19 protein-coding genes are annotated in these 21,596 nt (G+C 50.7%); 1 reads left to right on the top strand and 18 read right to left on the bottom strand.

Features of this window, described 5'->3' with window-relative positions:
* Positions 1–170: 170 nt before the first annotated feature.
* The 13 genes from NDK47_RS04905 to NDK47_RS04845 form a co-directional block, all read right to left on the bottom strand.
* Entirely contained in the window at positions 171–1,055 is an 885-nt protein-coding gene (locus tag NDK47_RS04905; RefSeq protein ID WP_251873751.1) for a DUF4367 domain-containing protein, read from the bottom strand.
* The gene (locus NDK47_RS04900; protein ID WP_251873750.1) at positions 1,048–1,623 is read right to left on the bottom strand and encodes an RNA polymerase sigma factor; all 576 of its coding nucleotides are present in this window, start codon (positions 1,621–1,623) and stop codon (positions 1,048–1,050) included. Before NDK47_RS04900 ends, NDK47_RS04905 begins: the two co-directional genes overlap by 8 nt.
* 287 nt (positions 1,624–1,910) lie before the next feature.
* Positions 1,911–3,353, bottom strand: a complete 1,443-nt coding sequence (gene nhaC, locus NDK47_RS04895; RefSeq protein WP_251873749.1) for a Na+/H+ antiporter NhaC — start codon at positions 3,351–3,353, stop codon at positions 1,911–1,913.
* A 37-nt stretch (positions 3,354–3,390) separates the two neighbouring features.
* Positions 3,391–4,740: an aspartate aminotransferase family protein gene (locus tag NDK47_RS04890; protein WP_251873748.1), complete on the bottom strand. Its 1,350-nt coding sequence runs from the start codon at positions 4,738–4,740 to the stop codon at positions 3,391–3,393.
* Between the two features lie 228 nt (positions 4,741–4,968).
* Positions 4,969–6,777, bottom strand: coding sequence for a sigma-54 interaction domain-containing protein (locus NDK47_RS04885; protein WP_251873747.1), 1,809 nt, complete (start codon positions 6,775–6,777; stop codon positions 4,969–4,971).
* A gap of 123 nt (positions 6,778–6,900) precedes the next feature.
* Positions 6,901–8,082 carry an NAD(P)/FAD-dependent oxidoreductase gene (locus NDK47_RS04880; RefSeq protein WP_251873746.1) on the bottom strand — a complete coding sequence of 394 codons (1,182 nt, stop codon included), beginning with the start codon at positions 8,080–8,082 and terminating at the stop codon, positions 6,901–6,903.
* Positions 8,083–8,116: 34 nt separating this feature from the next.
* Positions 8,117–8,548, bottom strand: a complete 432-nt coding sequence (locus tag NDK47_RS04875; protein WP_251873745.1) for a DUF1641 domain-containing protein — start codon at positions 8,546–8,548, stop codon at positions 8,117–8,119.
* 142 nt (positions 8,549–8,690) lie between these two features.
* The gene (locus NDK47_RS04870; protein WP_251873744.1) at positions 8,691–9,566 is read right to left on the bottom strand and encodes a radical SAM/SPASM domain-containing protein; all 876 of its coding nucleotides are present in this window, start codon (positions 9,564–9,566) and stop codon (positions 8,691–8,693) included.
* Positions 9,567–9,709: 143 nt separating this feature from the next.
* Positions 9,710–10,309: a response regulator transcription factor gene (locus NDK47_RS04865; protein WP_251873743.1), complete on the bottom strand. Its 600-nt coding sequence runs from the start codon at positions 10,307–10,309 to the stop codon at positions 9,710–9,712.
* Positions 10,306–11,445, bottom strand: a complete 1,140-nt coding sequence (locus tag NDK47_RS04860; protein ID WP_251873742.1) for a sensor histidine kinase — start codon at positions 11,443–11,445, stop codon at positions 10,306–10,308. The genes NDK47_RS04865 and NDK47_RS04860 overlap by 4 nt, the downstream gene beginning before the upstream one ends.
* Positions 11,446–11,580: 135 nt before the next feature.
* Positions 11,581–12,606: a Delta(5) desaturase DesA gene (locus tag NDK47_RS04855; RefSeq protein WP_251873741.1), complete on the bottom strand. Its 1,026-nt coding sequence runs from the start codon at positions 12,604–12,606 to the stop codon at positions 11,581–11,583.
* A gap of 213 nt (positions 12,607–12,819) precedes the next feature.
* Positions 12,820–14,064 carry a winged helix-turn-helix domain-containing protein gene (locus tag NDK47_RS04850; RefSeq protein ID WP_251873740.1) on the bottom strand — a complete coding sequence of 415 codons (1,245 nt, stop codon included), beginning with the start codon at positions 14,062–14,064 and terminating at the stop codon, positions 12,820–12,822.
* Complete coding sequence (locus NDK47_RS04845) at positions 14,064–15,488, bottom strand: MFS transporter (RefSeq protein ID WP_251873739.1); 1,425 nt, start codon at positions 15,486–15,488, stop codon at positions 14,064–14,066. The genes NDK47_RS04850 and NDK47_RS04845 overlap by 1 nt, the downstream gene beginning before the upstream one ends.
* A 198-nt stretch (positions 15,489–15,686) precedes the next feature.
* On the opposite strand from NDK47_RS04845, the gene NDK47_RS04840 reads away from it, so the two are divergent.
* Positions 15,687–16,256, top strand: coding sequence for a CGNR zinc finger domain-containing protein (locus tag NDK47_RS04840; protein WP_251873738.1), 570 nt, complete (start codon positions 15,687–15,689; stop codon positions 16,254–16,256).
* Between the two features lie 130 nt (positions 16,257–16,386).
* Here NDK47_RS04840 and NDK47_RS04835 read toward each other — a convergent pair whose 3' ends face one another.
* The 5 genes from NDK47_RS04835 to NDK47_RS04815 form a co-directional block, all read right to left on the bottom strand.
* Positions 16,387–16,575: a YezD family protein gene (locus NDK47_RS04835; RefSeq protein WP_251873737.1), complete on the bottom strand. Its 189-nt coding sequence runs from the start codon at positions 16,573–16,575 to the stop codon at positions 16,387–16,389.
* A gap of 164 nt (positions 16,576–16,739) precedes the next feature.
* The gene (locus NDK47_RS04830) at positions 16,740–17,585 is read right to left on the bottom strand and encodes a MetQ/NlpA family ABC transporter substrate-binding protein (RefSeq protein WP_251873736.1); all 846 of its coding nucleotides are present in this window, start codon (positions 17,583–17,585) and stop codon (positions 16,740–16,742) included.
* 24 nt (positions 17,586–17,609) lie between these two features.
* On the bottom strand, positions 17,610–18,263 hold the full coding sequence (locus tag NDK47_RS04825; RefSeq protein WP_251873735.1) for a methionine ABC transporter permease: 654 nt from the start codon (positions 18,261–18,263) through the stop codon (positions 17,610–17,612).
* 2 nt (positions 18,264–18,265) lie between these two features.
* Positions 18,266–19,285 carry a methionine ABC transporter ATP-binding protein gene (locus NDK47_RS04820; RefSeq protein ID WP_251875989.1) on the bottom strand — a complete coding sequence of 340 codons (1,020 nt, stop codon included), beginning with the start codon at positions 19,283–19,285 and terminating at the stop codon, positions 18,266–18,268.
* A 384-nt stretch (positions 19,286–19,669) separates the two neighbouring features.
* Positions 19,670–21,571 (bottom strand): 3'-5' exonuclease, encoded by a 1,902-nt coding sequence (locus tag NDK47_RS04815; protein ID WP_251873734.1) that lies wholly within the window; start codon positions 21,569–21,571, stop codon positions 19,670–19,672.
* Positions 21,572–21,596 lie beyond the last annotated feature (25 nt).

The raw sequence follows: 21,596 nt of genomic DNA, 5'->3' as shown, positions 1-21,596 counted from the left end.
GCATTTCTACGGGAAGCTGGTTCCCTTTTCTTTTCTGCGAAAATTTTGTCATAGAATGTACCTATCATAAACGAGATATGAATTTTTTGCATCTATCGAAAACAGAAAGGGGACTGCCCCAACGTCATTTTTATCATCGTTGGAACAACCCCTTTTTTCTACGTGCCTCGTTATTCTATTGACTTGGCGATTTTCATCGCTTCCTCTTTTCCAATGCCTTTGCAAACCAGCGTATAGCTGACACCGTCCTTCTCCCACATCAAGGTACCGGATTCCATCCAGGCTCCTTTGACACCGTTGATTTCCACAGTCTCGACGGGATCAGAGGTTGCCAACCCGAATGCGGTTTCTTCATTCATTATTCTTTGGAAAAGTACGATCTCTCTTTTTGAACCGTCGTTAAAATACAAGTTCATATATTCATCTGCGCCTTCAAATCCCTTTGCCTGCGTGAAAGCATATCCGGCCGGCAGGTATGCGGGGCCTTTCAGCTTGAATCCCACATGATTCTGGGCTTCTGCCAGGCTGGCGTAGCTGATGTAGCTGATGTCGGTTTCGACCTGCCCTGTTTTATCCACGGTTGATATTTTCACATTCTCTGCATGATCTGCAGTGGGTTGAGCGGTGTCTGATTCTTCTGTCGGGTCTACTTGCATGACACTGGAGTATCCCAGTTGTACGATTTTTGATATGGAAAGGGATGCGTTGTAAGCCAGTGCCCGCAGAGGCTCTGAGAACATTGAGGCTCCCAGAATCGCTACGATCGCTACCGCTGCGACCTTACCCGCAACAAAACGACTTCCAAAGATTTTTCTCATCAACATATCCTCCCTGGCAGATTGGTCGGTATTGCTTTGCGGACGGAATCCCGCTTTGTCCCTGATTCTCTCCCGTGTTTCTTTATCCAAAGGAATATCTATCTCGCGCAAAGCAGAACAGAGTTCCATGATCTCGTCATACTCTGGCGATGTATCCTGACTTTTTTGCAGCTGTTTCCCCTGTATAATCTGGTCCACGTCCTGCAGAAAACGCTGCTTCGGATGATCCTTATTCATGGTTTCCTCCCCTTTCTTTCAAGATTTTGCGCAGCTGTCGCAGTGAGCGATAAAGAATGACACCGACATTGCTCTCTGACAGTCCTACTATCTCGGCGATCTCATTGTTTTTTAGCTCCCCGACAAATTTGAGGGAAAGGATTCTTCGCTCGCGTTCTTTTAGTGAATAGATGGCTTCGATCAGCTCTGATTCTTCGGCTTTTTTCGAGACAGCCTCTTCTGGGGCGATATACGAGGACACCATTTCTTTTATGCTCTCAAGCGGAGACCACTGCCAGCGCCTTTGCCTGCGGTAGAAGTCATTCACGGTATGGTGGGCAATCGAGAAAAGCCATACCTCGAAGGGGGCGCGTTCGGGACGGAACGTATGAATCTTCTGCATGACTTTTTCAAAAACCTGACTGGTCAGTTCTTCGGCTTCGCTCGAATTTGAAATCCGGTAACGCATATATTGATAGATGCGCTGGTGATAGCAGTCAAAAACCTCATGAAAAAACTTCGCGTCCGTCTGCGTTTCATGTTGAAAGAACATCACACTGTTTGCCAGTGACATTGTTTTCTTTTCCATTTTCACCCTCTTGCCTTTCGTTTACGTTCTTAGCTAAGAGACTCTATACGTACATACGCCTGGACCTGCGTTCCATTACATGTGAGCTGGAAAACATCTTGAAACAGCTGTCAGCTTTGCTCTAGATAAGTTTCGCTCAATGTGGCCGCAGTGGGAAGAAAGGTTAACATCCAAGAGGTGGATAACGCTTATCATGGGACAAAAAAGAGCTGTCCCCCGGTCATCGCAGACCTGTGGAACAGCCTCTCCCATTTGTGAAATATCAAACTCCGCACTCGTCCGCAGCCTTAGACCGATTCCATCTTCACTTCCGGGCCGAGCGACTCGCTGCGTGCCCGCTCCGTTTTGTCTACATACGCGATTTTCCAGCCAAAATGGCCATAAATAATCGCAATGATCGGACTGAGGAAGCAGAAAAAGGCAAAAGGAGCATACGTCAGGGAGTGAACCCCAAGCGTTGCAAACATAAACGCTCCGCAGGTATTCCAGGGAATCAACGGAGACGTAACAGAGCCTCCATCCTCTACCGTACGCGAGAGATTTTTCATGTGCAAGCCTCGCTTTTTATATTCAGAGGCATACATCCGCGCCGGAAAAATCATCGCCAGATAAGCATCGCAGGCGAGAATATTAGTGATGACGCTGGTGCCTACCGTCGTAGTAATCAGATGGCCTGTCGTTTTGACCAGCTTCAGGATCGAATTGACGAGACTTTCCAGGATTCGGGTCGTCTCCAGGATGCCCCCGTAGGTCATCGCGATCATAATCAGCGCAATGGTCCAGAACATCGATTCGATCCCGCCGTTGTTCAGCAGGCTGTCGATCACCTCGATCCCCGTGTCTGCGGTATGACCGTAATACAAGGTGTTCAAGGCCTGCTTCAGCGGGATGCCCTGCACCACAATGCCGCAGATGGTGCCCAGTACCGATCCGATCATCAAGCCGGGAATCGCCGGCATTTTAAAGACCAGCATGATAATGACACAAAGGGGGACCAGCAAAATCCACGGCGTGATGACAAAAAGCTCGCGAAGCTGTCCTTGCAAAACGGCCACTTGATCGATGCTTCCCGGTGATTGGGTGAGATTGAAGCCGATAATGGTATACAAGATCAGGGCAATGCCAATCGCGGGTACGGTCGTATACATCAAATGCTTGATATGCTCAAACAGATCCACACCCGTCACACCGGAAGCCAGATTGGTCATCTCCGACAGAGGGGATACCTTGTCGCCAAAATAACAGCCAGACACGACAGCCCCTGCTGCCAGCGCTGTGTTAATGCCAAATCCCTCGGCCATGCCCATAATCGCAATCCCGATCGTCCCGGCTGAGGTCCAGGCATTGCCGGAAGCGACCGATACCAGCATGCAGATGGCGCAAGCCGCCACCAGAAAATAGGTAGGCGAGAGAATTTCGAGGCCGTAGTAGATCATGGTCGGTACGATCCCGCCCGCGGTCCACGAGCCGATCAAGGCACCGATCACCATCAGGATGACAATGGCCTGCAGCGGCAATGTAATCGTTTTCAAAAATCCTTTTTCAATGTCCTTCCAGGAATATCCCAGGCACAGCCCGACGATGGTGGCGACGATGGCACTGGCCAAAAGCGGGATATGCGGGTCAAGCTCCAGCGCGAAGATTCCGATGAGCAGGGACAGGATCATAAAGAGAATCGGAATCAGAGCAACCCACACAGAAGGTATTTTCTTCCCTTCGGCAACTTCCATCTGATCATCTCCCTTCGGATGATAAGTGGTATCGGCTTTATTCGAGCAAAGATTCTACACTTTGCCGGAACACTTCCGTATGGTAATCCACATCCTCCACCGCTGTCTGCGAGGAGATGAGGGCCATGTTGTGAAACGGCGTCATCAGAATTCCGCGGTTCAACGCATACAGATGCATGTAGCGATCCAGCTCAAAGTCGACAGCGGCAGCAGCTTCTCCGCCATTGCGCGGCGGTGTTTCGCGGAACCAGTACTCGGTTCGGCAGCCGAGCCGCTTCACAATCCAGGGCAGTCGCTTTTCCTCAATAACCGATTCCACCCCTTCCGCAAACCGTTTGGCAAGGGCGATGTTGCGCTCAAAGGCCTCTTCTGTCAGCACATTTTCCAATGTCGCTCTCATGGCCGCCATGGAAAGGGCATTGCCCGCCAGTGTGCCACCGATGCCGCCTGTATCCGAATCCTCCAGCGAGATCAGCCCGCGCATTCTTTTTGCCACCTCTTCACTGAAGCCGTACACCGCCGTGGGGATTCCTCCGCCGATCGCCTTGCCCACTGTCAGCATATCCGGCTTCAGGCCATACGCGCCGGTGTAGCCCCCCGGTCCGGCACACATCGTATGTGTTTCATCATAGATCAGCAAGGTGCCTGTGCGGCGGGTCATTTCCCGCAATGCTTCCAGATACCCCGGCTCCGGGTGAATTATGCCGATGTTGGTCATCGCCGGCTCGGCCAGTACACACGCAACATCTCCAGGAGCGAGTGCTTTTTCCAGGGCCTCGATATCGTTAAATTCGATCACCTTGGTTGTCTGCGTCGGGTCTACCTGGGGACCGATATTGCCGCTGCGGCTTTCGGCCACACCGTCTTTCAAGGTGATAAAGGCTTCATCCACGGTGCCATGATAGCTGTAATTAAAGACCAGCACGTATTTGCGCTTGGTGATGTGACGGGCGAGCCTCAGCGAAAAGCGGTTGGCGTCTGTGGCAGAGATCGCCACCTGCCAATAGGGCAGTCCGAAGCGCTTGGTCAATGCCTCCCCGACCCAGATCGCATCCTCGGTAGGCAGCATAAAGGTGACGCCGTTTTTGATCCGCTCTACAATCGCTGGAACAGCACCCTCCGGTGCATGGCCGGTCATCGATCCGGTATCTCCCAGACAGAAATCGATAAACCGGTTTCCGTCCACGTCTGTAAAATAAGCGCCTTCTCCCCTATCCACAAAGATCGGATAGCTGCCTGCCCACTTCACCATCCAGTTCATCGGGACCCCATCGATGAAGTTGGCTTTGGCCCGTTCAAACAGAGCTTTGGAGCGCGGGTGTTTTTCTTCAAACAGCTTCAGTTCTTTTTCCAGTTTTTCCTTCACGCGCGGTCGGTCAATAACCATCTAACGTTCCCCCGTTCAGCAGAATTTTGATGTTCTCCCTCCTTCTCATGAGCAAAAATGATGCCAACGAAGCCAAAATAGCAAAATCCTTGGCGTTAGAGGGACTTGTCCAAGCTGTGCACTTTCACGTTTGTCATTTTTGACAAATGGCGAAGGTTCATCGATCTGCTGAAACGGGAGACCGCAGGAATAAAGGCGGGGGATTAATATTTTGTTAATTTTGAATATTCATTTATCATTTTTGACAAATGGAGCAGGCGGCTTTTCATGGATACCCAACTCGCGGATTCTGCGATACAGCGTCGATTCGCTGATGCCGAGGCGGCGTGCAATCCGTATTTTGCTTTCCACGCTGGACCCCATCTCTCTTAAGTACCTCTCGATAATCTGCTTTTCAAAAACGTTGAGCTGGGTTTTCAGCGTTGCATTGGTGAGCTTCTGCCGATGCAGCTTCAAGATGCGTTCCGGGATGCTCCCTGGCGTGATGGCCGACTCCGTTTCCATGTTGACGGCGTACTCGACGGCATTCTCCAGCTCTCTGATATTTCCTGGCCAGTGGTAATTCAGAAGCAGCTCCATGGTTTCTTGTTCAAACCCGCGAATCTCTTTTCCGATCAACCGCCGATACTTCTCCAGCGCATGATGGAGCAGCAGCGGAATATCTTCTTTTCGCTCAAACAGCGACGGAATCCGAATCGGGATCACACTCAGGCGAAAATACAAATCCTCTCGGAACTCGCCTTCCTGCATCATCTTTTCCAGATTTCGGCTCGTCGCAGCGATCACTCTCACATCAACCGGGATCACCCGTGTTCCGCCAACCCGTTCAATTTCGCGGTGCTGCAGCACATGCAGCAGCTTTACCTGCAGATGGAGCGGCATATCTCCGATCTCATCGAGGAAGATCGTCCCTTCCTGTGCAAGCTCAAATTTGCCCACTTTTCCCGACTTGCTGGCTCCCGTAAACGCACCAGCTTCATACCCGAACAGTTCACTTTCCAGCAGCGTATCGGGAATCGCGCCGCAATTCACCGTGATCAACGGCTTGTGTTTTCGCGGACTGGTAAAATGGATCGCTTTTGCGAGCAGACCTTTCCCGGTGCCGCTTTCCCCGGTGATCAGGATGGTGGAATTGCTTTGGGAAACCTTTTCGGCGTATACCTTTACCTCCTGAATCTGCTCGCTGCGGCCGATGATCTCCTGCAGGGAGGAATGCTCCTCTTTTTCCGTAATCTCGTAGACCAACTTGCGCACATCGGCCGCATCGCGAAAGGAAATGACCGCTCCCACCACCTGACTGTCCGGCGGGAGCTGGTGACTTAAGATGGGCGTGACCGTGGTGAAAAAATGCATTGCCGAAGCTGCATGGGAGTGCCCCCGGTACATCTCCTCCCGATCCTTATACCCCACTCCCGTGGAGATCACCTCCATGACCGGAGAGTCCGGCCAGATGGAGATTAACCGCAGTCCGAGAAGACGGGTTCTTCCCAGCCCGATCAGCTTTTCAGCCGTTTCATTGCAAAGGGTGATAAAGCCCTGCCGATCCACTGCAATAATGCCGTGATGAATGGTTTCAATAATACTTTTCAATTCATTGGACATCTTCGTTTCCGAGACTTTGCTGGAGAGCAGATATGCCATTCTGCGCAGAAAAATCATCAGCTCCCGCTGACTCTCCAGCAGCAGGACCCTTTGCGCTTCCGTAAACGCGACCAGCCCGATCAAGCCGATAATGCGGTTTCCGGACGTAATCGGGCAGCACACCTCGGCCAGCTCATTTTCACAGGCGTGATAGAACTCGTCATGCCGGGCATCCTCTACCACGTACTCTTCGCCTGTTTTCAGGATATGGCTGTAAATGTAGCCGGAATCAATATTCCCTTCCTCTTCCCTTTGGCCAATCTTCTCCGTATACCGCCCCGTCCCGGCAACGATCATCAGTTGATCGTCGATGATCTCCACCTCAATGCCAATCGCCGCCGTGATCGCTTCCGCAATATCCTGCGCCGTATTTTTGATTTCCCATAAACTGGACATCTGGCATCTTCCCTTCCAGATTATACTAACCCTATGATACACTTACCCGGCCAGAAAAAAATAGAGAGCCAACAGAATGTTGGACTCTCCTTCGAGATCGCAAATCTATGCTTTTGCATCAAACTAGTGAATCAAGGAGAACAAGCCGTTGATGTGAGTCAGGTATCGCACATGGCTTGCTTCTTTCATCAGTGAGGCAGGAAGCCCTTTGATGCGGGTTTGACTCGCGCCAAGTGTTGCAATCGCATCTTTTCTTCCCAAGCTGGCCAGAGTTCCGGAAAACACAGGGTTAAATTCTTGCATGGCGGAGCCTTTCAGGCTGGCAAAAATGTTGTAGCCAATCGCCTCTCCCATTTGCCAGGCCAGCTGGGCCGTCGGCGGGTATGGACGCTCTGAATCTTTGGGGAAGACAACGGCGCTGTCGCCTGCCAGGAAGATATCAGGGTGAGAAGTAGATTGCAGGAACTCGTTGACAGTTGCGCGTCCACGGTTCACTTCGATGCCGGAAGCCGCGACAAGCGGATTGCCCTGTACGCCGCCGGTCCAGACAAGCGTGCTGGTTTCAATGGTTTGACCGTCCTTCAGATGAACGGTTTTTCCATTTACCTCGGTAATTGCGACACCCGTCAGGAACTGCACACCGCGTTTTGCCAGGCTGGTTCTCGCCCGCTCTACATGGTCAGGAGCAAAGCCTGCCAGGATATTCGGTCCCGCCTCAACGGTGTAGAGGGAGATTTCCTGGAAGTCCACTCCTTTGCTGCGGCACAACTCCGGAAGCATGTCCGCAAATTCGCCAACCAGCTCAATACCAGTCAAACCGCCGCCGCCGACCACAATGGTGGCATCCGCTTTATCCCTGGTCTTGCTGTACGCTTCGATGCGCTCTTCGACGTGCGCCCGAATCTTGTTGGCATCCTGTACGGATTTCAGTGTAAAGCTGTTCTCTTGCAGCCCCGGAATACCAAAGAAGGCGGTTTCACTGCCCAGTGCGATGACCAGCACATCGTAGGAATAGGAGTGGCCGCTGGTCAATGTGACGCGCTTTTCCTCAGGCAGAATGGATTCAACCGTATCGATGCGCAGATCGATTTCTTTTCCTTTAAACAGCTTCTCCAGAGAGAGCGCCACGTTGTTTTCCTTCAGGTTGCCGACAGCCAAACGGTGCAGCTCGGTAATGATTTGGTGAGTAGGATAACGATTGACAACGGTGATGGTTGCTTCCTCGGGCGTCATGTATTTTCTGGCTGTCAAGGCGCTGAGCAATCCACCGTAGCCGCCGCCCAAGATTAGAATATGTTTTGACATAGAAATCCTCCGTCCTTCTTTCTGCGTTCGTTCTCTATTCTGGTTTGCGCGCAGCTTGGCGCTCGCCCAATACATCCAGGAATGCCTGTGCAAAACGGAGTGTTTTTTGCACTTGTGGATCTTTCAGCATTTTCAGAATGCCGAACAACCCGATCGTTGCGGTTTCTTCCTGGGAACGCTCGTTGGCCTCCATTGCTGCCGAAGCGATGCCCATTGCTTTTTCTTGAATCGGCTTCACAAACTCTTGGACGCCGCCTTTGAGATCTTCCACAAATACCTGATCATTCGCCAAACCATTTACCACATCATACGTTTTGGTAAGCATGGTCACCATTTCCGCCAGCTTCGGCAAGTTGTCAACCAGAATGGTGAGCGACTCTTGTACTTCGGGCTTCATCAGCTGGTCCAGCACATCCAGCGATTCACGTGTGACTGACTCCTTCGTAACTACCGCTTGTTCAGACATGACGTAACTCCTTTGCGTTGTAATAAAGATCATGTTTGTACCAAATTTCACAAAGAAAGAAGCACGACTGTGCTTCTACCCTCTTTCATTAGTCATTATACCTCGAAACCGGAAAAAAGGGCGGAAAAACAAATTTTCCCTGCTAGGCTCCGAATCTTTGACGATAGCCGCATTTCCGGCATAACTCTTCGACCGCTTCCCTTCTGGAAAACCCGTCTACCAGATTATTCGCCCGCTCTCCCTCTACGATGTCGGTAAAACCGGTGCGGTGAATGTTGCCCAGATTGATCACACCTTCTCCATCCAGACAGCAGGGCACAACGGTTCCGTCTACGAGAATCGCCGCTTGTGTACGCAGCGCATGACAAAAGCCCTTGCCATCATCTTCGGGAGCATCCAAACTGGGCCATTGGAATTCGTGATCCTGATTCAGATAGATACGGTCGGCAATTTTGACCCCGCCACCCGGGACTACCTTTTCCTCAATGCGATAATCCAGCTGAAACTCTTTCTCCAGCATCTCCAGTGTCTCCCGGTTCCGTCTCTTTTCACTGCTTGAGATTTCATGCTTCTGCAAATTCCACAGCCGAAACGAGACGATGATTCCCTGCGCGGCGGCCTCCCGGACAAAGGACAGGATGCTGGAGACGTATCCCTCGCGATCCGTAGAGCCTTCGTGTCCGTCAAAGCTGTGCAAAGAAAAGTTCATCTGGCGCAGCGCCGGCTTTCCCAGCAGCTTGTGCCGGTTCTTGTTGATCAGCGTTCCGTTAGTCGTGATGTTGACTTTGAAGCCTTTTTCATGCGCCATGTCCAGCAGCTCGTCGATCTTGGGATGAAGCAGCGGCTCTCCTTTGACATGCAGGTAAATGTATTTGGTATGCGGCCTGATCTGATCCAGCGTGTACGCGAACGTATCTGGCTTGATGAAGTTGGCTTTTCTTGCGGTCTGCGGGCAAAAGCTGCAGGCCAGGTTACAGACGCTCGTAATTTCGATATAGACTTTTTTAAAGGTTTTCAAGATTGATTCTCCATTCTCCCTACACTGGCAAAACTACTGACTAGCAGACTTTCCAACGCACCCACATTATCCCTAGGAACATGAAAAAACTCAAGCGCTATTTTCCGCTTGAGTTTGGCGATCTCGCTTTTAAAGCCCGCTTTTTATTTAAACCAGCCCTGTTCCTTAAAGCGCATGATCGCTTCGATTCGGTTGCTCACACCCAGCTTGTCGAGAATCGTGGAGATGTAGTTGCGGACGGTTCCTGTTGTGATAAAGAGCTGACTGGCGATCTCCTTGGTATTTTTGCCGTCGGCGATCAGCAGCAGCACTTCCTTTTCCCGCACGGTCAGCGGATTCTCCTGACCATACGCCTCATCGACCAGCTCGGATGCGTAGATTCGGCGTCCCGCCATAATGCTGCGGATGGAGCTGGCCAGCTCTTCGCTGGGACTGTCTTTCAAAAGGTAGCCGTGAGCGCCGGCTTTCAGCGCGCGTTCGAAATAGCCCGGCCGTGCGAAGGTAGTCAAAATCATCACCTTGCAGCCGCAGCCCTTCAACTCCTCTGCTGCGTCCAGCCCGCTTTTTACCGGCATTTCAATATCCATGATGCAAATATCCGGCTTGTGCAGATGAACCAGCTTGACGGCATCCTCGCCATTGCTGGCCCGGCCGACGACCTCCATATCCTCTTCCAAATCAAGCAGAGACGCCAGTGCGCCAAGCAGCATACGCTGATCCTCGGCGATTACGATCCGAATCATACACTCGCCTCCTTTTCCGGTTGTTTGAAGACGTTTGGCACCCGAATACATACCGTTGTTCCACTTACCGAAGAGAGAATCTCCATACTACCGTTGACGAATTCCAGTCGCTCTTTCATCCCGCGCAGCCCGTTTCCTCTGACCGTAACCGATCCATCCCCCATCCCGATCCCGTTGTCCTGGACGTTGACCACCAGATCGGTTCGGCCCGGTATGATCGAGATTGAACAACAGGTCGCGCTGCTGTGCTTGACGATGTTGGTTACCGCTTCTTTCAGGCACATGCTGAGCACATTTTCCGTCATCAGCGAGGTGTTGGTCAGGTTGGGGTCGCCTTCCAGAATGAATTCAATTTGCGCTGCTTTAAAAATCTGCTTGATGCGATAGATTTCGTCCTCCAGCCGCGTTCCCCGCATCTGGGTCACCATTTCCCTGACTTCCTTCAGGGCAATACGGGCCGTTTGCTGAATCTCGCTGATTTCATTCTGAGCCTGAACCGGGTCTTTGGCAATCAGCTTGTTGGCCAGATCGCTTTTGAGGCCGATCAGGGAGAGCTTCTGGCCCAGCGTATCATGCAGGTCGCGCGCGATTCGCTGCCGTTCCTCCAGCTTGACCAGCTCGGAAATCCGCTTGTTGGCGTCCTCCAGCTGCCCCTCCAGCTTCTCCCGCTTGTTCCGGTTGTAGGTGGTCACCGGCAGCAAAATTACCGCGATCATGCTGACCAATACGAAGGGCAGCTGGGTGATCATATTGGAGTTTTTCAAAATAAAGCCAAGGTTGATCGTCACCACCGTACTGATCAGATGGACCGTGTACAGTGTAAAAAAGCCGATCTTGTTCTGGATGTTGCCGATAAAAAACGCCAGAAACAGCGAGAAATACACATAGCCGAACAACAGGGTCATGACGATGGAAATCAGTATTTGCAGCCCTGTCCAAACGTAGATCTGCCACCCTTTGGTCAGGAAGGAAAAGACGTAGCAGACAAAAAAGCCAAGGATCATGATAATTCCGATCACAACCTCATGCGTTGAGGAGGAGCGGAAAATGAAATAGAAAGGAAGGATAAAAAATACAACCCATACATACGGACTCAGGCCCGTATTTTTATAAAGAATTTGATACCACTTTTGCATAGCCGCCCACCTTTTTTCAACGCCGCTTATGGTAAGTGTATCGGAATCACGGGCGAAATGGCAGGCTTTTTTCCTTCCATCTGCTACGGGTGCGAATGAGGCTGCTCCTGGCGCAGATTATGCACTGTCCGAAGATTATGCACTGTCCGCAGCAGACGCCGCTTTGCGGGGAAAGGACTCCAGCTCCTTGAATCCGATGAATCTCTTGCCCCTTTCATCCCACAGACGAAAGCTCAGCGACTTCAGGCTTGTCGACAGGGTAATGGTCGTGGCCTTTTGCAGCGGCGGTGTGGCATTATGCGCTTCCTCCAGTAAGTAGTTCGGCACCTTTGGACTTAAGTGATGCACATGGTGGAAGCCGATATTGCCCGTGATCCATTGCAACAGCTTGGGCAGCTTGTAGTAGGAGCTTCCTTCTACCGCTGCTTTTACATAGCTCCACTCTTCCTCATTTTCAAAATAGGAATCCTCAAATTGATGCTGGACATAGAACAGCCAGATTCCGAGGAAGCCAGAGATGAAAAAGATCGGTCCCTGAATCATCAGAAATGCTTGCCAGCCAATGGCCTTGATCATCAGGGCGTACAGCAGAATCAGCGCCACGCTGGTGAAATGGGTGTTCAGACGCTCCTTGGTCTTTGCGCCTTTGCGGTTGAAACGGTATTGCAGGAGAAACACATAAATAGGACCCAACCCGAACATGACAATGGGGTTGCGATAAATCCGATAAGCGATACGGCGCCACAGAGGGGCAGAAATATATTCGTCTACCGTCAGAATCCAGATGTCACCAACGCCCCGTTTATCCAGGTTGCTGCTCGTTGCGTGATGAATGGCATGGCTATTTTTCCACTGTTCATAAGGAACGACCGTAATAATGCCGGTTATATTGCCGAGAATATCATTGGCCAGACGGCTTTTGAAAAACGATTGATGGCAGCAGTCATGAAAAATGATAAACGTGCGGATGACAAATCCTGCCGTGACGATCAAAATCGGAAAAGTCAGCCAATAGGAAACAGAAAGGCTGAGGTAGGCTCCATACCACAGGGCAAACAGAGGAATCAGCGTGTTGAAAAGCTGTTTGATACTGGAGCTGGTATTCGTCTTTTCATAGGGAGCAACCTTTTTCTTCAATTGCGCAATATTCGCTTGGGACATCGCTTGTTTCCTCCTCCGGATGACGCGCGGGTGACGCTTGAGAACGCCAGACGCCACTAACTTTCTTCATTATAAAAAGGAGGAGCATTCAGCGGTAAGTCATAAACGTCAATGCAAAGCCATGACATCTGTCATGGCTTCTCAGAGGAAATTTCCAATTTTTCATGCATTTCCCTTTTCACAAAAGGATGCCCTTCGTTTTTGGGGGTTCCCTCATGATTCAACCCAAATATTCTCAATCGAGACGGTTTTGGCCCCGTGGGTACGGGCAAAGGCATCCACAGCCTTCCGCAGCCGCTTCTCCAGTGTTTTGGTGAATTTGACTTGCGGTTCAATCTGGAGCAGTTCCACGGTCAAGTGCTTCTTTTTGGCGTCGAGGCGCGGGTCCATCCGGCCGATCAAGCGGTCCCCGAGCAAAATCGGCATGGCGTAATAACCGTATTTGCGCTTGTGGGCCGGTGTGTAGATCTCCCACCGGTACGAGTACGAGAACAAGTCCTCCAGCCGTTTTCTGCTCCACAGCAGGTTGTCCAGCGGCGGCAGAAAACGCACCTGATCTTGATCGGCATGCGCCAATCCCGCTTGCTCCTCTTCCGCGTAAAAGCCAAGCCGCTTAGCATCCGCCCCGAGGATATAATAAGGCTTCGTCAGCCCTTCCACCTCTACAGTTACGACCTGTCCAGAACGGAGGCGACGATCAATGGCCTCTCTTCGCTCACTGGCACTCAATCGCTGCCAGCCCAAACGCGGATCGCTCGGTTCAAAGACACGGTATGCCCGGAAGTACTTTTCCAATAACGCTTCCGATGCCTCATGGGGATCGATCTGCTCAGACTGCTGCAGCAGCTCCGCCGGGACGACCCGCTCTCTCACATCAAACAAGCGCTGGTTGCCCTCCCGGCCGACAATCGCGATTTGCGCAGCGTCCAGCAACAGATTGAGAGCGTGGGATGTCGCTTTTGTCTTTGCCTGAACGTTATCCCAATACCCGTGAACCCGCAGCTCGGAATCGAAGGCCTTGGACGGGAGCGGCCCTTCCGCCGACAGCTTCTGCAGCACCTGCTCGATGATCGGGGCATGCGTGTCAAGCTGGTGCTGAAGCTTTGCCCGCAGCCGCTGGCGAGTCGGCTCAAACATCGGGTAATCCTCCATGGGGATCAGGCATGCGGCATTGGCCAGATATTCGAAAATAGCCCCTGTTCGCAGCAATTCTCCTAAGATGCCTGGATCGTACTTTTCGATTCTCGCAGCCAGCACCAGATGCTGGTTGGGCCGCACAGCATTGACTGGATCGAGCTGGACACACTCCAAATGCCTGATCACATCCATGACCACCTGCCGGGGAGAGCTGGCCCCGCTTGTGGACAACCCTGCTCTGCTTTGTGAATCGGGAAGCAATAACTGCGTCTCCAGCAAAAAACGCCGGAGCGCCCTTTTGGTCGTTTTGATTGGATTCATCATGGCACCTCCGAGTAACTCGCCTGCGATCGGGATTTCTTCGCTCCCCTGCCGCTGCGGGGAATGAGCAGAAAAGCGGACAGCAATACAAGCATACCGCTCACACCGCCTGCCGTCACCATCCAGGACAAAGGCATGATCGACAGCAGAAAGCCTCCGAGCGAAAAGCCAATCGTGTGACTCACGTTCATGATACTAAATCCTTCCGCTTTCCGCTCTTCAGGAATTTCCTGTTCGACGGCCAAGGAACGGACAGTCATCAGCGGAGCCGTAGACATGCCGATCACGATCATTGATATTGCCATTGTTACCCAGTTTGCCGAAAAGGCAAGGCCAATGCAACCCGTGGCACTTACAAACAAGAAAAGGATCGCTTGAAACGTATGGGAGAAGCGGATTTTATAAGAGAAAAACGCATAGGCAAGACCGCTGGCCGCACTGCTTACCGCCAATACCGAGATGAAAGCAGCCGCCGCACCCGTACTGCCGCCGTACTGTCTCACGATTGGCAGTGCTCCCACCTCCGCCGTGCCCAGTGCATGTCCAAACGCAATACTGAGCAGCATCCAGAAAACAAATCGGCGGTTCAGCCACCAAAGAGGGCCTGCTTGTGGAGGCTGTTGTGGCTGTTGGGACTGCTGCGACTGTTGCGGCTGTTGCGGCTGTTTCGACTGTTGGGACTGTTGCGGATGTTGCGGCTCTTGCTCTTCTTGTGGCTCTGGCAGTTGCTGCCGCCGCTTCACTTTGTCTGTCTCCGTTGCCTGAGCGCTGTTCCCATCCGGCGCAGCGTTTTCCTGCTCTGAGTGTACACGCTCGGCCTGAGACTTGCTGGCACCCGCCTCCATGCTTCTGCCCAATCGCCACGTCAAGAAAGCAGCCATCAGTGCAGAGACCACCATCGCGCCTACTGCTCCCGGCACCCAGTAGATCGCAGCCGCGGCCGCAATCAGCGGGGCGCTTACAACAACAAGCTCGACAACTGTCGCGTCAAAGGCAATGGCTGAAGCTAGCAGATGCTGCGGGATCGTACGGCTCAGGAGCGAACGCATGGCCCCGGGAATTCCCCCCATCAGCGCTCCGGTCAGTCCGGCGAACAGGATCAACAGCCAGCCCTCCGAGAAGATGGCAGCCGCTATGACAATCCCTGTCAGGACTCCTGCTACCAAGAGCAAAAAGAACGGCGCACCTTTTTTCACACCGATCCGGTCAATCAGACGGCCGCCAGGGATGGCAAAAAAGGTGGAGCATAAAATGTAGGCGGTAATCATCAAGCCGCCGATCTGATTGCCGCCGACCAAAACAAAGGCAAACGACGTCATGATAGACGGCATTCGCATCAATTGCACGGCCGCCGACCATTGCAAATACCCGCTGTGTGTTAGCAGCGACCGCATAGGCGGCCTTTCCTGTCTGGCTGTCGACATGAAAACATCCCTCCGGTGCGATGAACTGATGGTCACAGCAGTACTCGGCCGTTTTCCCTTATCTTCTCCCTGATGCTAGAATGAAAGAAATGTGGAAAAAACGCTGACCTGGTAAATAGCATGGATGGAATAAAATCACAGTGACCACTAAAACAATTATAGTGGTTCCGGCATTTCATAGTCAAGGAGGATCACTGTATGTCTGATTACGACGATTTGGACATTCTGGCCGATTTTTGCAATACCCGCGATGAGCGGCTTCGCTATGAAGGCGACCCGGGACTGGATCATTTGCAGACCTGCGAGCAGTTGCAGCTTTGGCTGCTTGAGCATCATTTGCTTACAGAAGAGGCCGTCGTTACGGATGAAGAGCTGCAGCTCGCTCGGGAACTGCGCAGAGGGATGCGAATCGCGATTGACCCGCTGGCGGATCGACAGGTTGAGGCTGCTGCAATCATAAATGAGGTCGCCTCGCAGTTGGCCGCCGCCGTTATATTCGATCCATCCATGAAAGCCACTATACAGTTTGCAGGAACAAAGGCCCGGCAAGCGATCGGGAAGCTTCTCTTGCTGATCCTAAACACGCAGCAGACAAACGCCTGGAACCGGTTGAAAATGTGCACTGCCGAAGATTGTCGCTGGGTGTTTATCGACCGTTCCCGCCCCGGAAGCGGAAAATGGTGCTCCATGCAGGCTTGCGGCAATCGGGCGAAGAAGCGGACGTTCAGGGAGCGGCAAAAAGAGGAGAAGAAAAAAGTCCCCGAATAATTTTCGGGGTTCAGGCAGGCTCGAATACTCCAGCGAAATGGTGGAATGACCACGACACAAAAAAACCTGGCATGTAGTAAACATACCAGGTGGCAACCCGCTTTATTCATACTCTCGTCTTTGATCCATCTCAACCATTCTTTCTAGCCGTTGCTGGTTTATCTGCCTTCTCCAACTGAAAGCGCAGCTTTTCCAATCGCTCGATCTGCGTTATTTGGGAGTCGTGCACGACGATTTGGACGGAGCCGTACTCCAATCCATCCAGTGCTTTCAAAATGCGCTGCACCCATTCTTCTCGATGGTCCTTTGCGTTTGACATGCAGATACTCCTCCTATTTTCAAACTACAATCTCATCGCAAGAGCGCTTCTCGCAAAAACGGCATCCGGATCTGGGTTTATTTACAAATTTCTATGCCTTGCCTGTAATTTTAATCAAATTATTCCCATCAAACAAGTGTGATTTAAGCCCTCGCTCTCCTTCCTTATGGCTTGCTGTTGTAAAAGTCCTTGAATTTCCGCAGCTCTTCTACCGTCACCTTGGTCGGGAGGTAGTTTCCTTTGTAGGTTTCTGTGATGAAATCGGAAACCTCTTTGGATTGATAAATAGCGACCAGCTTTTGCAGGTCTTCCCGATTTTCATTTGCTCTGGATGTCGCGATCACATTAATGTACGGTTTCGCTGTCGCGCTTTCGTGAAAAACTGCGTCTTTCAGCAGGAATCCGGCTTCCACCGCAGTGCCGTTATTGATAATGGAGGCCGCCACATCTTTCATGACGCGAGGGGTCGTCGCCCCGTCAACAGGGACAATTTCCAGCTTCTTCGGGTTATTTTTAATTTTGTCTGCCCCTCCAAAACCGTCGAATTTGTCTACGACCTCAATCAAACCCGCTTCCTGTAAAAGCAAAAGGGAGCGTCCCCAGTTGGAATCATCGTTCGGTACGGCGATTTTCGCGCCATCCGGGATTTCTTCGATGGTTTTGAACTTGTCGGAGTAAATCCCGAGCGGTGCAATAATGGTTGATCCGATTGGGACAATATCCGATTTGTTTTTCGTATTGAACTGATCCAAAAAGGCCACGTGCTGAAACGCATTGGCGTCGATATCCCCTTCTAGCAAGACGGTATTGGGATTGACATTGGCATTTAACTGAACGAGCTCGATTTCCAGCCCTTGTTTCGCCGCCTGTTCTTTTACAAACTCCCAGGTCCGGCTTTCCGAACCGCGAATCCCAACCTTGATGGCTTTTTGATTCTCGGTCGCTTGGCTGCAAGCTGTTGCCAACAGCGCCGTTGCAGTGAGGAAAAGTGTAAGAACGATTTTTTTCATGGGGATCTCTCCTGTCTTTTATACCTATCCATGGCGGCGTATTTTTCGGGCCAATACATTGCCCAGCGATTGGATCGCCTGCACAAGCACGACGAGAATGATGACCGTGGCAATGATCGTGACCGTGCTGAAACGCTGATACCCGTAAGTGATCGCCAAATCCCCGATTCCGCCGCCGCCGACCGCTCCGGCCATCGCTGTCGCCCCGATCAAGCCGATCGTTGCAGTCGTAATGCTCAGAACCAAAGACCCTAGACTCTCCGGGATCAGAAACCGAAAAATAATCTGCATGGGCGTCGCTCCCATCGCTTCGGCAGCCTCGATAATGCCCGCGTCTACATCAAGGAGTGAATTCTCTACCAGCCTGGCGATGTAGGGCCCAGTATAGATGACCAGCGGCACGATGGCGGCTGTCGTGCCGATCGAGGTGCCGACGATCAGTCGTGTGAACGGAATGATCGCCACCAGAAGAATAATGAAGGGAACCGATCGCAAGACATTGATGACCGGATTTAATGCCGAAAACAAGGCTTGGTTTTCCAGGATATGTCCCTTGCGCGTCACGACGAGCAAAATGCCCAGCGGCAGACCGATCAGGGTCGCAAACACCAAGGAAACACTCACCATGTACAAGGTTTCGGAGACCGCTTGAATGATCTGATCGGAACTGACTTCCATCTCTATGAAATCTCCTTCACTGTGACATTGTGCTGGCGGATATACTGATAGGCCCTGGCGATCTCTGCTTCGCTCCCTTGCAGCTCAACGATCAAATTACCGAAGGGGACGCCTTGCAATTCGGTGATATTGCCGAACAGGACGTTCACCTCGCTGTTGAAGCGTTTAGCTACTTTTGAAAGCAAAGGCTGCCCGGAGCTTTCGCCAATGAAGCGGATTTTTACAATTTTTGAACTCCCTTGTTTCTCTTTCAGCAATTGATAAACGCTCGGGGGAATGTCATCCCGGATAACCGATTTCACAAAGTTGCCAGCCGTCTCGGTTTGAGGGTTGGCGAATACGTCCAGTACATTGCCCTGCTCGATGACCGCTCCATTTTCCATGACAGCGACGCGGTTGCAGATTTCTTTGACGACATTCATTTCATGGGTAATCATCAGAATGGTAACGTGGTACGCTTGATTGACTCGTTTCAGCAATTGCAGGATCGATTCGGTCGTTTGCGGGTCCAATGCAGACGTGGCTTCATCACTGAGCAGGATGGATGGATTGGTGGCAAGCGACCTGGCGATACCCACACGCTGCTTTTGCCCCCCGGAAAGCTGATCGGGGTAGCTTTTTGCCTTGTCAGACAAACCGACAAACGACAATAGCTCCTCAACGCGCGCTTGCACCTCTTTCTTGGGAATATGACTAAGAGAAAGCGGCATGGCGACGTTCTCAAAAACTGTCTTGGACGAAAGCAAATTGAATTGCTGAAAGATCATGCCGATATTTTTCTTCGCCCTGCGCAAATCACTTACAGACAAGGCCGATAAATCTTGACCGTTGACGATCACCTTGCCCGATGTCGGCCTCTCCAGCAGATTGACCATGCGCAGAAGCGTGCTTTTTCCTGCACCGCTAAAACCGATGACGCCAAAAATGTCTCCTTTATCAACGGTAAGTGTGACGCCTTTGAGCGCCTCAACCGTTTGCCTGCCGCTCTCAAATGATTTTTTCACATCGCGAAATTCGATCATGCTTTCTTTTTTTATGGCCTGCGCTGCCGGCTGCTGAAGGAAAGTATCCTGACTCGGCAAATCCAATACAAAAGTCTCGCTTCCCATTTTTGCTTTCCTCCTTGTCAGCAATTTTTTGTTTATCAAGGGTGAGACGATCCGATCCTCCTTCAGCCCCTCACTCTTGTACCAATAAAAAAAGACTCCCTGCCTCAGCAAAAAGAAAATCAAGCGGCGGGAAGTCTCCAGTGGTCTGGTCGACTTTCATTAATTCGTATCGGATTACTTGGAATAATATCACCTGTTTCGTGGTACGTCAATCAGTATTTTGGGTTGGGAGTTACAAAATTGGCCCACTACGTTTGGCAAACAAAATAGCCGACTTTGCTCAAAGTCGGCTGCCGATTACCCTAACTCTTTCTCTCTGGGCTTTGTAGGTTGCTTCTGTCCTGCTACTTGATCCAAATACTGCGTAAAGATTGAGTCTCCACTATAGGTTACAAATAGCCATTCAAGGGCACGTGTCATTCCGATATACAACAGGGAAACCTCTCGTTCCACTCTTTCTTCCAAGGGAAATGGCATGTTTTCAACAGATATGATAAATACCACTCGAAAATCCAGCCCCTTGGCACTATCAATCGTCGAAATTTTTACCTTGTTATCTTCTCGTAGAAAGCTTCGTTTCGACTTCTCGTTTTCCGTAACCCAGGTGTAGGGAAGCTCATGCTTTGCCAGGCTGCTTTTGATCTCATCGATATAGGAGATACGGTGACTATTCTTGACCCTGTACAAAATTGCCATGTCACTGTAAGGTATTTTTTTCTCTCGGTTCAGGAAGTTAATCGACTTGGATACAAAGTTCATCTCTTCCTGAATGTTACGGAATCGCTGAATGATCGGCTCCGGTCCTCTTCTTTTCGTTGACTGTGGAGGGATAATTTCTACCCCTTCAATGGTTCCACTCTGGACTTTATTCTGTAGTGGAGAATGCGACTGAAAGAAATTCCAAGCAAATTGAACGATTTGGGCCGTATTCCGGTAATTAATTGTCAGGATCTTGGAGCGTCCCCGAAAATCAAGGCCAATGTCCTGTGCCAAACTAGCCTTTCTTTTAAAGATGGACTGGGCTCGATCCTCTACGAGCAGCAAGGATTGTGTATTCGGGTTCAAACAGTAGCTCAATAATTTTAGCCAATCCGGTTCAAAATCCTGGCCTTCGTCAATTAATATCGCATCGTACATGGGGAAAACTGCTTCTTTTTGGCCAGCCTTTTCCAAAAGTGCAGGAATCTCCGTATCTTTCATTCGCAGATGTTGAGTGAGCCATTCATGAAAATTGTAAACTTCTAATTTGGATTCAGAAGTAGAGTCGAGAGTGTTCATCATCTCAAAAAGATCTTCCGGTTCATTCATCATCTTTTCAATCATTTGTTTCAAGCTTTTTGACAAGGCAATCCCGTAACAGAGAACGAGAATTTTCCACTCTGGATGAGCTTTTGCTAACAACCTGGCACGACTCGCCAATACAAGGGTCTTTCCGCTTCCAGCAACCCCCCGGATAAGCCGATGCTTGTCTCCCAACTGCTTCGCCATGTTTTCCTGATGCAGGTCCATTGTTTTGATATTATGCAAAGAGAGCAGTAATTGATCCTGATGGCGAACCGGTGGAGTAAACTCAGCACTGATCCGAACCTCTGGAAAGAGATGAAATCGAATAGCCTGTATATCTTCATTCGTCAGGACGTACCTTCTCATATTGGGTACAGTGAACATTCCCTGTATTTTTTCAAGCAAGACTTCCGGAGAAAACCCATCCTCATCAGAGTCAATCTCGTCTTGGCAAAGAACAAATTGCGGTTCGATTACATGATAAAGATTATGCTTGAGAAAATACTCCTGTTTTAGACGGGTAAAAACTGTACCGTAGCCATAGGAGAATTTTAAATAGCTAGTATTTTCCTGAAGCAGGTTCCGATCTTTTTTTAATTGGTCAACCAGTAAACGAGCATTGTCCCTCGCTTGTTTTAAGGGACTTTTGGTTGTAACCATCCCACCGTCGGCCTTGTGCAAAGTCCAATCATCATTATTGATTTTATATATGGTATTACCCGTATAATCTTTTACTTCCAATACAACCAGACCCAGATCAGGCCCGATAATCACGAAATCTGGCCTTCTCCCCCGTATTTCCGGTTCATAGTACACAATATAATCACTCGGCAAATGGTTTTTCAGACACTCAAACAACATTCTCTCTCCCGCCGTTGCTACTCTCGGGATTGTTTCTGGTACCATGTAAGCCATGATTTGTCTCTCCTAGTACATTATA

It is taken from the genome of Brevibacillus ruminantium (assembly GCF_023746555.1).
Taxonomy (GTDB): Bacteria; Bacillota; Bacilli; order Brevibacillales; family Brevibacillaceae; genus Brevibacillus; species Brevibacillus ruminantium.
Note: the sequence above shows the minus strand (reverse complement) of the source record. Positions and strands in the feature narration are given on the sequence as shown.